Raw genomic sequence first — 14,090 nt, 5'->3', positions numbered from 1 at the left:
GGGCGCTAGAGCAGGCCGTACTTCTTGGCCCGGCTGATGAGCGTGGTGCGCGGCACGCCCAGGGTGCGCGCGGCGCCGGCGAAGTTGCCACCGTGGCTGACGAGGAGCTGGCGCAGCTGCTCCTGCTCCGACTGGCGCACCTGCTCACGCACGCCGGGCACCGCCGGTGGCACCTCGGGCACGGAGAAGGTGAGGGAGAAGTCGTCGAGCGTCAGGACGTCTCCTTGGGACAGCACCACGGCGCGCTGCACGAGGTTCTCCAGCTCCCGCACATTGCCGGGCCAGCGGTAGCGTGAGAGGCCCTCCACCACCCCTGGAGCCACCGCGGGCCGGGTGCCCGCCGGGGCGTAGCGCGAGATGAAGTGGGTCAGCAGCGCGTCCAGGTCCTCCACCCGCTCACGCAGCGGGGGGACCCGGATGGGGAGCACGTTGAGGCGGTAGTAGAGGTCCTCGCGGAAGCGGCCCTCCAGGACGAGCTTCAACAGGTCGCGGTGGGTGGCGGCGACCACGCGGACGTCGGTCTTCAGCGTCTTGGTCCCCCCGACCCGCTCGAACTCCCGCTCCTGCAGCACGCGCAGCAGGCTGACCTGAAGCTTGGGCGACATGTCGCCCACCTCGTCCAGGAAGAGGGTTCCGCCGTCCGCCAGCTCGAAGCGACCGCGCTTCATGCGCAGCGCGCCCGTGAAGGCCCCCTGCTCGTGGCCGAACAGCTCGCTCTCGAGCACGCCCTCGGCCAGGGCCGCGCAATTGACACGGACGAAGGGCCCGCGGCTGCGGGTGCTGCTCTCGTGGATGAGGCGGGCGATGACTTCCTTTCCCGTGCCCGTCTCCCCGTGGATGAGCACCGTCGCATCGCTGAGCGCTGCGCGCCGCGCCGAGTGGACCGTGGCCTGCAGCCCGCCGTCGGCGCCCACCAGGTGGCCCGGGTCATGACGCTCGCGCTCCTGCTCGCGCAGCACCTCGCCCAGGTCGGCGCGCGCCACCAACTCGCGCAGGCGCTCGGCCATGGTCAGGCACCGCTCGATACAGGCGCGCAGCTCCTCGGGGCGCCACGGCTTGAGCACGTACTCGTGGGCACGGCCCTGGGTGATGGCCCGCAGCAGCCGGTCCGCATCCGCATACGCGGAGACGATGATGCGCCCGGTGTCCGGCCAGCGCTCCATGACGCGTGCCAGCAGCTCGATGCCACTCATCCCTGGCATGCGCTCGTCCGTAAGGACCACGGCGACGCGCTCGTGCTCCATCTGCTGCAGCGCCTCCCGGGCATTGGGCGCCGTGTGCACCGCGAACGACTCTTCGAAGGTCAGCCGGAACACCTCCAGGTTGGATGGCTCGTCGTCCACGTACAGGAGCGGACCGGGCAAGGTGGAGAGAGACTCGGGCCTATTCATGGATTGCCGACAATACGCATCGGCTCCAACGGGTCTCCACGGATATTCCGTCGAGGTTTGACGCTTCCGTCACACTGCGTCAGGGGTCCGGCGTCGTGCCGCACCTCAGAGGCATCATCATTCCTCGTCGCCGGAGCGCGTCACTTCTCGACGCTCCCGGCCGCCGGGCTGCCTTGCATGTGCATAAAGCACGGTAACCACTGACGAATGCCGCCCCAAGGCGCTGGCACAGGCCATGCTCAGCGGCTCGCCTCACGGCGGGACGCATGGGTTGCCCAGTGCGCCTCACGCCAGAACGGGAAGAGGCGCGGATGAAGAACGAGCATGGGAGTGCTCCCTCGGTGGTGGGGCTCCTGCTGGTGGGGATGCTGGTCGGAGGCTGTGGGGATGGCACCGCGCCGGAGGCGGACACCGCGCCGGCAGTGCTGGCCGAGGTGAGCCAGGAGGCCACCACGCCGTACTGGGACACACCCAAGCGGGACCATTGCCGGAGTCTCGGCCTGCGGCAGTGGTCCGCGGTGCTGCTGAACGTGCCCTGGGGGCAGAGCGCGAGCTCCTGGTGCCAGCGCACGCCGGTCACCATCGAGAACCGATGGACGGGCTATCCGCGCGCCTGCATCCAGGTCCTGTGGAACATGTGGGGCGAGTTCGACGTGCCGGACAGCTCTTGCGCGCCCTGGTGGGATACGCCCAAGCGGGACCACTGCGTCAGCGCCAGCCACCGGCAGTACTCGGCCATCATCCGCGACGTGCCGCCGGGGATGACAGCGGACGCCGCGTGCTGGCAGACGCGCCTCAACGTCCAGGGCTACGTCGTCTCCGCGCGCCGGTGCAGCGCCGACGTGCTGGGCCAGTGGTGGGGCGAGTTCGATGTGCCCGACAGCGCCTGCGCGCCCTGGTGGGACACGCCCAAGCAGGACCACTGTGTCAGCACCACCCACCGGCAGCACTCGGCCATCCTCCGCAACATCCCTCCCGGGGGTGACGGGCTCGCGTACTGCTGGAGCAAGCCCCTGACGGTGGCTGGCAGGACGGCGTCCGCGCGCCGGTGCAGTGCCGACGTGCTGGGCCAGGTGTGGGGCGAGTTCGACTTCTCCGATAGCTCTTGCGCGCCGTGGTGGGACGTACCCCAGGTGAAGGGGTGCCAGGACTCCGGCCGCCAGCTGTACGCGTCCATCATCCGCAACATCCCGCCGGGCATGTCCGCCGAGGCGGCGTGCAACTCCACCGGAGGCACCTTCGGTGGCCAGCGCTTCGCGCGCCCGCAGCGCTGCAAGGCCGATCTGCTGGGCCAGTGGTGGGGCGAGTTCGAGGCGGTGGATCCCCAGTGCAACCCGGTGACCGAGTGCACCGACCCCGCGCCGCCCTCGGATGCCTTCGCGAAGGTGGGCAACGACGGCTCGGTGAGCTGCGACGCGTTCTGCGCCAACCGGGACGCGAACTGGGGCGCGCGCGGCACCTGTGTGAAGGGGCGCGTCAACAGCGGGCTGCACGCCGGGCAGTGCGTCCCCTGTAGGGACGTGCCCGCGCAGCAGGGCGACACGAATGTCACCTGCTACTGCCGCGCGCCGGCCGTCGGCTTCGCCGACCTGCACAACCACCAGTTCGCCAACCTGGGCTTCGGCGGTCGCGTCTTCCACGGTGAGGCGTTCGGTCCCATCCAGGAGGCGCTGCCCTGGTGCACCGCCGCCCATGGCCCCGGTGGCGTGGGGGACCTGACGTCGTACTTCCAGAAGCTCTTCACCGGGCCGCGGCTGGAGCGTCTCCTGCCGGGGCACCACGTGGGCGGCTACCCGGAGTTCGACGGCTGGCCGCGCTGGGACAACGTGATGCACCAGGCGGTATACGAGGACTGGCTGTACCGCGCGGTGCAGGGCGGTCTGCGGCTGATGGTGATGCTGGCCGTCAACAACGAGTCCATCGCCGGCGTGGTGCAGCGGGCGCCGGGCGTGGATGGCTCGGACATGCAGTCGGTGGACATGCAACTGGACGCCGCCTGGCGCATGCAGGCCGACATCGACGCGAGGGCCGGCGGCCCAGGAAAGGGCTGGTACCGCATCGTCACCACGCCGGCCGAGGCGCGGCAGGTGATTGCCGAGGGCAAGCTGGCGGTGGTGCTCGGCATCGAGGTGGACGACCTCTTCGGCTGCTCCCGAACGGGCGGCTGCGACGCGGCGCGCGTCGAGCAGTTCCTCGACGCCTACCACGCGCGGGGCGTGCGGCACGTGTTCCCCGTCCACCTCAAGCACAACGTCTTCGCGGGGCCGGCGCTCTACTCGCCCATCCAGTGGCTGCTGGAGGTGCCTCCCCAGCGGGACTGCTCGGCGGAGGGCTACACGTACCTGCACAACATCGTCTGGCCGCCGGTGTGCAGTCCCGTGGGACTGACGGACCTGGGGCGCGTGCTGGTGCAGGGGATGATGCGCCGGGGGATGATCATCGACATCGACCACATGTCCGCGCGGGCCTTCGACGACACGCTGGACCTGGTGGAGCCCTATGGCTACCCGGTGGTCGGCGGACACGAGGGCTTCATCGGCATCTCCAAGGGAAGCAGCCGGCACGAGGGCAACCGCAGCGCGGAGCAGCTCCAGCGCATCCGCGACGTGGGTGGCATGGTGGGCGTCATCCTCCACCAGGGAGGCCTCGACACGGTGGACACGTGGCGGGGCGAGGGCCAGCCGGTGGTGGAGCACCGCTGCGGCGGCACGTCGCAGACCTGGGCGCAGGCGTACCTGTACGCGGTGAAGCAGATGGGCGGGCGCAACGTGGCGCTGGGGACGGACTACAACGGGCTGGCGGGCCTGCCCGCGCCGCGCTTCGGCGCGGACGCCTGCTTCGACGGCAAGGAGCTGGAGCAGACGTCGCGGGTCTCCTACCCGCTGTCCATCAGCACGAAGACGGGCCCCTCGCGCCTGTACCCGAGCATGGTGGGGAACCAGGTCTTCGACGTCAACGAGGACGGCCCCGCCCATGTGGGCATGCTGCCCGACTTCATCGAGGACCTGCGCCGACAGGGCATCCGCAACCAGGACCTGGACCCGTTGATGAACTCCGCCGAGCACTACGTGCAGATGTGGGAACGCGCGTACGCCGCGCCAAAGCCATAGCGGCCGTTCACGCCGGCCCGTGTACCGCGGAAGTCTCCTCCCATCGGTGTTCTTGCGGGTCAGCGCCACACGCCAGCGTCTGGCGGAGCTCGCTGACCTCATCGATGGTGGAAGGCTGAGGACACGGGCGGGTGCGGCCCGGACCCCGCGTCACACGCGGATGGGGGGCTCGATGAGCTGGGGCTCGGTGGCCTTCGGGTCGTCCGGGTCGAAGGCGGGCGAATAGGGCCCCGCGTGGGTCTCCTTCCACCTGCGGGGCACCCGCTCGAGGCCCACGGGGAACACGGTGAGCCGTCCGTCTTCACCGATGCGCAGCCGCAGGAAGTTCTTCCAGTCGGGCAAGGCCAGCGAGATGAACGCCTCGTTGGAGTGGGCGCCGAAGCGGTTCACGCTCAGCCACAGGTACAGGCCCATGACGAAGGGGCCCACCAGGAACCCGCCCAGGAAGGTGAAGCCGGAGGACAGCAGGAACTTGCCCGCCAGGTGCCACCAGCCCGCCTCGCAGTGGATGCCGTCCGCCGCCAGCTCCGGACACACGCCCAGGCCGCTCACGGTGAAGTAGGTGGCGCCCCAGGCCACGAAGAAGGCGGCGGTGATGTGCGCGAGCCCGTGGAGCGTGCCCGCCAGGGTGCGCCACTTGCCGAAGGCCGAGTCCGCCAGGCCGATGAGCCCGCCGATGGTGGCCAGGCCCAGCGCCAGCGTCCACGGCCGGGCCACCATGCTGTTGGCCACCGCCAGGATGACCTCCGGAAGCTGCGATAGCCCGAACGAGCCCACCTCCGCGTAGGCCGCCAGCGCGAGCAGCAGGTACAGCGCGCCCGTCATCAGACCGAAGAGCGGGCTGTGGCGGATGAGGAGCAGGTTCTGCCGCGCGAGCCGCCGCGACGTCCACTCGTCCGGGAAGCTCTTCTGCAGCGTGTAGCCGTCCCGCAGGACGTGGGCGGAGGGCGCGTGCGTGGGGTGGAGGAAGGCGCCGCCACCGCCCGCGGTGATTTTCTGCCGGCCGCCCGCGTCCTCGTGCCGCCGGTAGTGGTGCAAATCCCCCGCGAGGAAGACGTTGATGCGGCGGCCGAACACCTTCTCCTGGAGGTACTCCAGGTTGTTCTCCAGGTAGCTGCCCTTGCGCCGCTGCGTGGCCGCCAGAATCCACGCGGGCTCCGCGTTGCAGAGGATGATGCGGTCGTCGGGGCCCATGTGCGTGGCCACCTCGCGGAAGTACTCCACCTGCGGTACGTCGATGTCGCTGTTGAGCTGCACGTCGGTGCCGACGAGCCACCAGCGTTGCGGCAGCTTCAGGGCGAAGTAGCTGCGGCTCTGCCGCGTGCGGCGGCCCGCAATCCACCGGTTGGCGCAGAACAGCCGCAGGAAGGCCCCGAGCCCGTCGTACCAGTCATGGTTGCCCGGAATCACGAACAGGTCGGGGCTGGGCGCGTGCGAGCGGCGCATCGCCGCTTCGTAGGGCTGGACGAGCCGCTCGTCGTACACCTCGCGGCTGGCGCCGGGGTACACGCCGTCGCCGCCGAAGACGAGCAGCCGGCCTCGCAGCGTGACGTGGGATTGCGTGGGGGGCTCGCCGCGCACGGTCAGTGCCAGCTCGGGCAGCGCCAGCAGCCGCGCCACCGCGTAGGTGGAGTTCCAGCCGTCGCCGGTGTCCGACACGTAGTCGAGCCAGAAGCCGCTCTCCGTCACCGGCTCCTGCGAGTAGTCGAAGTAGGGCGGCTGGGGCCGCACCACGGCTTCGATGAGCCGGTGGTCCGCGCGCGCGCCGAAGACGGCCGCCACCAGTGCATCCAGGCCCGTGCGCAGCAACTGTGCCGGGTGCAGCCAGCGCACCATGTCCGCCCGCTTCTGCTGCCGCGCCGTCAGGCTCGGGTCGGAGCGCGGCGGGCCTTCACGCGACGACACCGCGTAGGGGCGCGGTGCTTCCTCGATGCGTTCCTCGCGCTCCGGGACCGGCTGCTCGCGCTCAGCGGCCATGGGGGCGCTGCTCCAGGCGAAGGCAGGGGAGGACGATGAGCCCGGGGGCCGCGGGCGAGGAGGTGCGGAATCGTGAACGCATGGCAGTCCTGGATTACCACGGCGAAGGCGCTCGCCTGCAGGCCAGGCGGGCGCGGTTCGCGGTTCCCAGGGGGCTCCGGCTGGGGCACCCTGGCGCCATGCCGGATTCACCGCTCAAGGACTTCCCGGTGGTCGTCTCCTTTCCCCTCCACTGGGGGGAGATGGACGCCTTCGGCCACGCCAACAACACGCGCACCTTCACCTGGTTCGAGACCGCCCGCATCCAGTACTTCGCGCGCATCGGCCTGACGGGCCCGTCGGGCGCGGGAGACGACCGGACGACCCGGGACGGCGTGGGGCCCATTCTTGCCGCCACGAACGCGGAGTACCTGCGTCCCATCCTCTTCCCCACGCGCCTGGTGGCGGGCTGCCGCGCCACCCGCATCGGCAACTCGTCCATCACGCTGGAGCACGCGGTGGCCGGGGAGGACGATGGCGTCCTCTACACCCGGGGAAGCTGCGTCGTCGTCACCCTGCGCTACGCGACCCACGAGAAGGTCCCCGTGCCCGCGGCCATCCGCGCGGCCATCGAGGCGCTCGAGGGGCGTTCCTTCAGCACGTGAGGGAGGGGACGCTTCTGTCCGAGACGCCGACACCGCGCATGACGGACCTCGCGCTGGGCTTCTACGAGGGCATGGCGGAGGAGTACCACCTGCTCTTCGCCAACTGGCCCCAGGCCGTGGAGCGGCAGGGGGCCATGCTGGACGCGCTGCTGCGCCGCTGCGACGCGCCGCCGCCGCGGCGGGTGCTGGACTGCGCGTGTGGCATTGGCACGCAGGCGCTGGGACTGGCCGGCCGGGGCTACACCGTCCACGCCACCGACCTGAGCCCCGCCGCCGTGGCGCGCGCCGAGCGCGAGGCCCGCGCGATGAACGTGCAGCTCACCACGGGCGTGGCGGACCTGCGCACGCTGGGCGCGCAGGTGGAGGGCACCTTCCCGGTGGTGCTCGCCATGGACAACGCGGTGACGCACCTGCTGACGGACGCGGACCTGGACGCGGCCGCGCGTGCCATGGCGTCGAAGCTGGCGCCGGGCGGGCTGGTGGTGCTGAGCGTCCGCGACACCGACGCACTGGTGGAGCGCCAGCCGCGCTTCACCTCGGAGCGGCTGCTGGAGACGCCCGAGGGCCGCCGCATCCTCTTCCAAATCTGGGACTGGGCCGCGGACGGGCGCACGTACACGGTGCACCAGTTCATCCTGCGCCCGGAGGGCAAGGGCTGGCAGGCCACCGAGCACACCGGCATGTACCGCGTGCTCCAGCGCGTGGAGCTGGAGCACGCGCTGACGCGCGCGGGGCTGGTGGACACGCGGTGGTACACGCCGGAGGAGACGGGCTTCCATCAGCCCATCCTCACGGCGCGGCGGGCCTGAGCGCGGCGGAGGCGCCCGGCGCTACTCGATGCGGCACGCCTCGCTGAAGTCCAGGCGCGGGTTGCGCGGGAAGAGCTTCTCCGCGTCGCCGTAGCCGAGGTTGACGAGGAAGTTGGACCTCCACTTCCCGTCCGGGAAGAACGCCGCGTCCACCAGCGCGTTGTCGAAGCCGGCCATGGGGCCGCAGTCCAGCCCCAGCGCCCGCGCGGCGAGGATGAAGTAGCCGCCCTGCAGCGAGCTGTTCATGTAGGCCATCTTCTCGCGGACCTCGGGAGGCCGGCTCGCGATGCCCGACTTCATGTCGCGCGCGGGGAAGAGCTGGGGCAGCTTCTCGTAGAACTCGGTGTCGTACGCGATGATGGCCGTCACCGGCGCGTTCATCGTCTTGTCCACGTTGCCCGGGGACAGGGCGGGCTTGAGCCGCTCCTTCGCCTCGCGGCTCTTCACGAAGACGATGCGCACCGGCTGCGAGTTGGCCGCCGTGGGCGCCATCCGGGTGAGCGCGTAGAGCTGCTGGAGCACGTCGTCCGCCACCGGCTTGTCGAGCCACGCGTTGTGGGTGCGGGCGTTGAGAAAGAGCTGGTCGAGCGCGGTGTCGTCGAGGCGGGCCTGCTGCGTCGTCATGGGCGTGTCCCTTCCTGGAGAGGTCCGGCGCACGGCCGCTGGGGGGCCGTCGCCACGCCTCCCAGGTAACGGTGGGACTTTTATCGTGCAAGTTACTTCCAAAAAGTAAGTGACTGGGCGTTCCGATGCCGGCGGCCGGGGGGCTCGCTATATTGGGCGCGGAGGCACCATGGAGCACGCGCTGACACCCCGCTGTGCGCGGTACGAGAAAGCCAGCGAGCTGATGGGAAAACGCTGGACGGGGCTCATCCTGCGCCTCCTGCTGGCGGGGCCTCACCGCTTCGGCGCGCTGAGCGAGGCGATTGGCACCATCAGCGAGCGCGTCCTGTCGGAGCGGCTCAAGGAGCTGGAGGCCGAGGGGGTGGTGACGCGAAACGTGGACCCGGGGCCTCCCGTCCGCGTGGAGTACCAGCTCACGGAGAAGGGGCAGGCGCTCTGGAAGGTCGTCGACGAGCTGAGCAAGTGGGCGGAGCGCTGGGTGGACGTGAAGCCCGCCGCCGCGCGCAAGCGCAAGTCCGCGTGAGGCTCAGGCGCCGCCGCGCTTCACGTCCGCCGGGGCGTTGGGGTGGCGGGCGAGCAGCATGCGCAGCTGGGGCTGGCGCCGCACCGCTTCCTGCTTCAGCAGGTGCGCGATGAGGGCCGGCGGGGCCGCGCTCCAGCGGGCGATGTTCTGGATGAGCATGGGCGAGCGGTAGGTACGGCCGCACAGGAGCGACGCCGTCTTCCCGTCCACCGGCAGGCCGATGAGCGCCGCCAGCGCGCGGCCCTCCGTGTTGAGGATGAGCTCCACCTTCTCCTCGGCGGGGCCGCTGGCGAAGCGCTGCCGCAGCACCTCACGCGCCGAGCGCCGCGTGGACTCCGGCACGTCGCGGTCGTTGCCCACCTTGTGCAGCTCCATGAGCCGGCGCGCGCTCCACAGCCGCCGGAAGAGGCTGGCCGGGAGCTGCGGGTTGCGCACCAGCCAGCGCCGCACGCCCGTGTCCGCCGCGAAGGCCGCGCGGGCACAGAGCGCCTCCAGGCCCACGGGGTTGCGGTGGTAGCGCGCCACCAGCCGCGCGTGGGTCAGGCCCGTGCGCGCGTTCTCCAGCACGGCCTTGATGACGGCGGGCACCGGGTCGAAGCACAGCGCGGAGAGGACGGGGTCCTCCGCCGCGTGGGCGTGGGCGACGCGCTGATCCTCGGGGAGGGGATGGAGCCGCAACTCGAAGAGCTGGCGGTAGTTGCCCAGCGCGGCTTCGGGTTCGTCCTCGGCCTCGGGCCCGTCCTCCGGCACGGCGTCGGCGGCCTCCGCGTCCTGCTGCGTCAAGTCGAGGACGGGGAGCTCCTCCTCGGTGGGCGCCGCCGGAGTGGCGGCGGTGACGCGCTGCGGCTCGAAGGCGACGGGAGGGGGCTCTGCCGCCGGGCCCGGAGCCGGGGTGGGCAGGATGGCGCCCTGCGTGACGAGCCGGGACAGGATGGTCCGCAGCCGCTCCGGCGGCAGTCCCGTCAGCGCGGGCAGGTTCCTGGCGGGCGTGGCACCATCCAGGCGCGAGAGCACGAAGCCCTCTTCCGGACTGAGGGCCAGCGTCCGCAGGTCGACCGCGGGGTTCGGCTTGGGCGTCCATTCCGTCATCGGCCTGGAGTCTTTCATGACCTGCGCGGCGCGCGCAGGCCCCGACACCGATGAGCGGCATCGCGGTGGAAAACATGATGTCTGCTGGACGGCTTGCCCGGCCGGTGGACGTGCGAGGCGTACCCGGGCCTGTCCATGCCTACACGCTGTGGCCTCGGGGTGGGTTGACGGGGGGCCGCCCTGGCGCCCTAACTTCACATCATGTCCGACCGCATCGAGACCTATGCCGAGTTCTGGCCGTTCTACCTGCGGGAGCACGCGCTGCCCTCCACGCGCTGGCTTCACTTCACGGGCACCACGCTGGGGGTGGGGTTGGGCGTGACGGCCGCCGCCACGGGCCGCGCCGCGCTGGTGCCGGCCGCGCTGGTGGCCGCCTACGGCTTCGCGTGGTTCAGCCACTTCGTCATCGAGCGGAACAAGCCGGCGTCGTTCAAGTACCCGCTCTGGTCGCTCATCTCCGACTTCCGGATGGCGGGGCTGATGGCCGCCGGAAGGCTGGCTCCGCACCTGGAGCGCGCCCGCGCCGGTGGCATGGGCTCCGGGGAGGTGAATCGCGCGGTGCCCGCGGCGCAGCAGGTCCCGTAGCGCGCCCGCGGAGGGCTTCACGGGGCATCCGGGACGCGTGGTGAGTCCGTGTTGACGGACGACACTCGGCGCCCGGCATCTGTCACGCGACCCGTACAGCTCAGGCTATAGCCGACCGTCACAGCTGGCCCGCACCGTTCGCGACGGGGCGGGCGCGGCCGTACGGAGGCATGCATGGGCGGAGTCGCGCGGAAGTTGGGCTGGGTGCTGCTCGCCATCGTGGGCGCGGTGAGCCTGGGCACGGTGGCCCTGCATCGGGGCGAGAGCATCAACGCCATCTGGCTGGTGGTGGCGTCCGTCTCCGTCTACCTCATCGGCTACCGCTTCTACGGAAGCTTCGTGGCGCGCAAGGCGCTGCGCGTGGACCCCCTGCGCGCCACCCCCGCCCACCTCCGCAACGACGGTTTGGACTTCGTGCCCACGGACAGGTGGGTGTTGTTCGGCCACCACTTCGCCGCCATCGCCGGCGCGGGGCCGCTGGTGGGCCCGGTGCTGGCCGCGCAGATGGGCTACCTGCCCGGCACGCTGTGGATTCTGGTGGGCGCGGTGCTGGCCGGCGCGGTGCAGGACTTCGTCATCCTGGTCCTCTCCGTGCGGCGCGACGGCAAGTCGCTGGGCGACATGGTGCGCCTGGAGCTGGGACCCGCCGCCGGCGTGACGGCGATGATTGGCGTGTTGATGATCATGATGATCATCCTCGCCGTGCTGGCGCTGGTGGTGGTGAAGGCGCTGGCGCACAGCCCCTGGGGCACCTTCACGGTGGCGATGACGATGCCCATCGCCGTGCTGATGGGGCTCTACCTCCGCTACCTCCGCCCCGGCCGCGTGCTGGAGGTCTCCATCGCCGGCTTCGTGCTGCTGATGCTGTCCATCTGGCTGGGCGGCCACGTGGCCGAGCACCCGGACTGGGGCCCGGCGTTCACCTTCGACGCCCGGGCGCTGGCGTGGATGCTCATCGCCTACGGCTTCTGCGCCTCCGTGCTGCCGGTGTGGCTGCTGCTGGCGCCTCGCGACTACCTGTCCACCTTCCTGAAGATTGGCACCGTGCTGCTGCTGGCGGTGGGCATCGTCCTGGCCGCGCCGGAGCTGCGGATGCCCGCGGTGACGCGCTTCATCGACGGCTCGGGGCCCGTGTTCTCCGGCGGGCTGTTCCCCTTCCTGTTCATCACCATCGCCTGCGGCGCGGTGTCCGGGTGGCACTCGCTCATCTCGTCCGGCACCACCCCGAAGATGCTGGCCAGCGAGGGCGACGCTCGCATCGTGGGCTACGGCTCCATGCTGATGGAGTCCTTCGTCGCCATCATGGCGCTCATCGCCGCCTCGGTGCTGGAGCCGGGTGTGTACTTCTCCATGAACTCGCCGCCGTCGGTGATTGGCACCACGGTGGAGGAGGCCGCGCGCACCATCAGCCAGTGGGGCTTCGTCATCACCCCGGAGGTCCTCAGCCAGACGGCCCGGGACATCGGCGAGTCCACCATCCTGTCGCGCGCGGGCGGCGCCCCGACGCTGGCGGTGGGCATGGCGCAGATTCTCCACGGCCTGGTGGCGGGCGAGGGGATGATGGCCTTCTGGTACCACTACGCCATCCTCTTCGAGGCGCTGTTCATCCTCACCACGGTGGACGCGGGCACGCGCGTGGGCCGCTTCATGATTCAGGAGCTGGCGGGCCTGGTGTACGCCCCGCTGAAGCGCACCGAGTCGTGGGCGGCGAACATGATTGCCACGGCCCTCTGCGTGGCGGCCTGGGGCTACTTCCTCTACCAGGGCGTGGTGGACCCGCTGGGCGGCATCAACACGCTGTGGCCGCTGTTCGGCATCGCCAACCAGATGCTGGCCGCCATCGCGCTCACCCTGGCGACGGTGGTGCTGGTGAAGATGAAGCGCGAGCGCTACGCCTGGGTGACGGCGGTGCCCGCCGCGTGGCTGGTCCTCTGCACGCTGACGGCGGGTTGGCAGAAGGTGTTCGGCGGGGACCCGCGCGTCTCCTTCCTGGCCCACGCGCGTCAGTTCTCCGCCGCGGCGGCGCAGGGGCAGGTGGTGGCGCCCGCGGCCTCCGTGGAGGAGATGGAGCGCATCATCGGCAACGACTACCTGGATGCCACCCTCACCGGCGCGTTCATGGTGCTGGTGGTGGCCACGGTGCTCTTCGGTGTGCGCGCGGCGCGGGCCGCCTGGCGCTCGCCGGAGCCCACCGCGAAGGAGGCTCCCGCCGTGCCGCTCCCCGCGGCGGAGGTCCGCTGACATGGCCACCGTGTGGGCAGGGCTGGGCCGGGCCTGGCGCAAGGCGGTGCAGGCGGCCCGGCTGATGATTGGCGTTCCGGACTACGACACCTACGTCGAGCACATGCGCCGCCACCACCCGGACCGGGAGGTGATGAGCTATGCGCGGTTCTTCGACGAGCGCCTCCGGGCCCGGTACCGCGGGGGCGGAGGACGCTGCTGCTGAGCGGCTCCCCGGCGGGGCGGACGGGCGAATGGGACTGCCCGTGCGTGCACCGGGCGACCTTTCCCGGTGGACATCTGACGCCCAGGGGGCTCGACAGGGAGTAGCCACGCGGAACGCGGCCGACCTATACATCCCCTCCATGGGACGCATTTTCGAGACGCGCAAGGCCACGATGATGGCCCGCTGGAACAAGATGGCGAAGACGTTCACCCGCATCAGCAAGGACATCGCCATTGCTGTGAAGGCAGGTGGGCCGAATCCCGATTCGAACTCCACGCTGCGCCGGGTGCTCCAGAACGCCCGCGCCGCGAACATGCCGAAGGACAAGGTCGACGCGGCCATCAAGCGCGCGAGCGGCCAGTCGGCGACCGACTACGAAATCGTGCTCTACGAGGGCTACGCGCCCCACGGCATCGCGCTGCTGGTGGAGACGGCGACGGACAATGTGGTGCGCACGGTGGCGAACGTGCGCATGCACTTCAACAAGCACAACGGGAACCTGGGCACCTCCGGCAGCGTGGCCTTCATGTTCCAGCGCATGGGCGTCTTCCGGCTGAACCCGGAGGGCCTGGACCTGGACTCGCTGGAGCTGGAGCTCATCGACCACGGCCTCCAGGAGATGGGCGAGGGCGTGGGCGAGAAGGGCGAGAAGCAGATCATCATCCGCTCCGCCTTCGCGGACTTCGGTCAGCTCCAGGCCGCCATTGAAGCGAAGGGCCTGACGCCCGTGTCCGCGGATTCGGAGTACGTGGCGCAGAACCCCATCGAGCTGCCCGAGGACAAGGCCACCGAGGTGCTGGAGCTGGTGGACGCGCTGGAGCAGGACGACGACGTCCAGCGCGTGTTCCACAACCTGGCGTGAGGCGCCTCCCAGGCGCCCGAAGGGGCCACC

Annotated in this window: 12 protein-coding genes; 8 read left to right on the top strand and 4 right to left on the bottom strand. The window is 70.8% G+C overall.

The window, feature by feature from the left end; translation table 11 throughout:
• Nucleotides 1-5 precede the first annotated feature (5 nt).
• Nucleotides 6-1,364 carry a sigma-54-dependent transcriptional regulator gene (locus tag VZL07_RS12240; RefSeq protein WP_426755686.1) on the bottom strand — a complete coding sequence of 453 codons (1,359 nt, stop codon included), beginning with the start codon at nt 1,362-1,364 and terminating at the stop codon, nt 6-8.
• Nucleotides 1,365-1,702: 338 nt separating this feature from the next.
• Between VZL07_RS12240 and VZL07_RS12235 the strand changes: the two genes are divergently transcribed.
• The gene (locus VZL07_RS12235) at nt 1,703-4,501 is read left to right on the top strand and encodes a membrane dipeptidase (RefSeq protein WP_426755685.1); all 2,799 of its coding nucleotides are present in this window, start codon (nt 1,703-1,705) and stop codon (nt 4,499-4,501) included.
• Between the two features lie 150 nt (nt 4,502-4,651).
• Here the strand turns inward: VZL07_RS12235 and VZL07_RS12230 are convergent, their stop codons facing one another.
• Nucleotides 4,652-6,478: a metallophosphoesterase gene (locus VZL07_RS12230; protein ID WP_426755684.1), complete on the bottom strand. Its 1,827-nt coding sequence runs from the start codon at nt 6,476-6,478 to the stop codon at nt 4,652-4,654.
• Between the two features lie 179 nt (nt 6,479-6,657).
• Between VZL07_RS12230 and VZL07_RS12225 the strand changes: the two genes are divergently transcribed.
• Both VZL07_RS12225 and VZL07_RS12220 read left to right on the top strand, forming a co-directional pair.
• Nucleotides 6,658-7,122, top strand: coding sequence for an acyl-CoA thioesterase (locus VZL07_RS12225; protein ID WP_426757287.1), 465 nt, complete (start codon nt 6,658-6,660; stop codon nt 7,120-7,122).
• A 38-nt stretch (nt 7,123-7,160) separates the two neighbouring features.
• A complete protein-coding gene (locus tag VZL07_RS12220) occupies nt 7,161-7,931 on the top strand; it encodes a class I SAM-dependent methyltransferase (protein WP_426755683.1) in 771 nt (256 codons plus the stop codon).
• A 21-nt stretch (nt 7,932-7,952) separates the two neighbouring features.
• On the opposite strand, the gene VZL07_RS12215 is transcribed toward VZL07_RS12220, so the two are convergent.
• Nucleotides 7,953-8,555 carry a malonic semialdehyde reductase gene (locus tag VZL07_RS12215; protein WP_426755682.1) on the bottom strand — a complete coding sequence of 201 codons (603 nt, stop codon included), beginning with the start codon at nt 8,553-8,555 and terminating at the stop codon, nt 7,953-7,955.
• A gap of 169 nt (nt 8,556-8,724) precedes the next feature.
• On the opposite strand from VZL07_RS12215, the gene VZL07_RS12210 reads away from it, so the two are divergent.
• Nucleotides 8,725-9,078, top strand: coding sequence for a winged helix-turn-helix transcriptional regulator (locus VZL07_RS12210; protein ID WP_426755681.1), 354 nt, complete (start codon nt 8,725-8,727; stop codon nt 9,076-9,078).
• A 3-nt stretch (nt 9,079-9,081) separates the two neighbouring features.
• On the opposite strand, the gene VZL07_RS12205 is transcribed toward VZL07_RS12210, so the two are convergent.
• On the bottom strand, nt 9,082-10,167 hold the full coding sequence (locus VZL07_RS12205; RefSeq protein WP_426755680.1) for a hypothetical protein: 1,086 nt from the start codon (nt 10,165-10,167) through the stop codon (nt 9,082-9,084).
• Between the two features lie 201 nt (nt 10,168-10,368).
• Here VZL07_RS12205 and VZL07_RS12200 point away from each other — a divergent pair, with 201 nt between their 5' ends.
• The 4 genes from VZL07_RS12200 (at nt 10,369) to VZL07_RS12185 (ending at nt 14,060) form a co-directional block, all read left to right on the top strand.
• Nucleotides 10,369-10,752: an Mpo1-like protein gene (locus VZL07_RS12200; RefSeq protein ID WP_426755679.1), complete on the top strand. Its 384-nt coding sequence runs from the start codon at nt 10,369-10,371 to the stop codon at nt 10,750-10,752.
• Nucleotides 10,753-10,926: 174 nt separating this feature from the next.
• Nucleotides 10,927-12,993: a carbon starvation CstA family protein gene (locus VZL07_RS12195; RefSeq protein ID WP_426755678.1), complete on the top strand. Its 2,067-nt coding sequence runs from the start codon at nt 10,927-10,929 to the stop codon at nt 12,991-12,993.
• Nucleotide 12,994: 1 nt separating this feature from the next.
• Nucleotides 12,995-13,198, top strand: a complete 204-nt coding sequence (locus VZL07_RS12190; protein WP_426755677.1) for a YbdD/YjiX family protein — start codon at nt 12,995-12,997, stop codon at nt 13,196-13,198.
• Nucleotides 13,199-13,337: 139 nt separating this feature from the next.
• A complete protein-coding gene (locus VZL07_RS12185) occupies nt 13,338-14,060 on the top strand; it encodes a YebC/PmpR family DNA-binding transcriptional regulator (protein WP_426755676.1) in 723 nt (240 codons plus the stop codon).
• The last annotated feature ends 30 nt before the right edge of the window (nt 14,061-14,090 follow it).

This window comes from Pseudomyxococcus flavus, assembly GCF_050038885.1.
GTDB lineage: Bacteria > Myxococcota > Myxococcia > Myxococcales > Myxococcaceae > Myxococcus > Myxococcus flavus.
This window is presented reverse-complemented; position numbering and strand designations above follow the sequence as displayed.

Excerpts from the sequence above, each read along its gene's own strand:
- VZL07_RS12230 (WP_426755684.1), bottom strand. The coding sequence starts at position 6,478 with ATGGCCGCTGAGCGCGAGCAGCCGGTCCCGGAGCGCGAGGAACGCATC.
- VZL07_RS12210 (WP_426755681.1), top strand. The coding sequence starts at position 8,725 with ATGGAGCACGCGCTGACACCCCGCTGTGCGCGGTACGAGAAAGCCAGC.
- VZL07_RS12215 (WP_426755682.1), bottom strand. The coding sequence starts at position 8,555 with ATGACGACGCAGCAGGCCCGCCTCGACGACACCGCGCTCGACCAGCTC.
- VZL07_RS12220 (WP_426755683.1), top strand. The coding sequence starts at position 7,161 with ATGACGGACCTCGCGCTGGGCTTCTACGAGGGCATGGCGGAGGAGTAC.
- VZL07_RS12205 (WP_426755680.1), bottom strand. The coding sequence starts at position 10,167 with ATGACGGAATGGACGCCCAAGCCGAACCCCGCGGTCGACCTGCGGACG.
- VZL07_RS12190 (WP_426755677.1), top strand. The coding sequence starts at position 12,995 with ATGGCCACCGTGTGGGCAGGGCTGGGCCGGGCCTGGCGCAAGGCGGTG.
- VZL07_RS12200 (WP_426755679.1), top strand. The coding sequence starts at position 10,369 with ATGTCCGACCGCATCGAGACCTATGCCGAGTTCTGGCCGTTCTACCTG.
- VZL07_RS12225 (WP_426757287.1), top strand. The coding sequence starts at position 6,658 with ATGCCGGATTCACCGCTCAAGGACTTCCCGGTGGTCGTCTCCTTTCCC.
- VZL07_RS12185 (WP_426755676.1), top strand. The coding sequence starts at position 13,338 with ATGGGACGCATTTTCGAGACGCGCAAGGCCACGATGATGGCCCGCTGG.
- VZL07_RS12195 (WP_426755678.1), top strand. The coding sequence starts at position 10,927 with ATGGGCGGAGTCGCGCGGAAGTTGGGCTGGGTGCTGCTCGCCATCGTG.
- VZL07_RS12235 (WP_426755685.1), top strand. The coding sequence starts at position 1,703 with ATGAAGAACGAGCATGGGAGTGCTCCCTCGGTGGTGGGGCTCCTGCTG.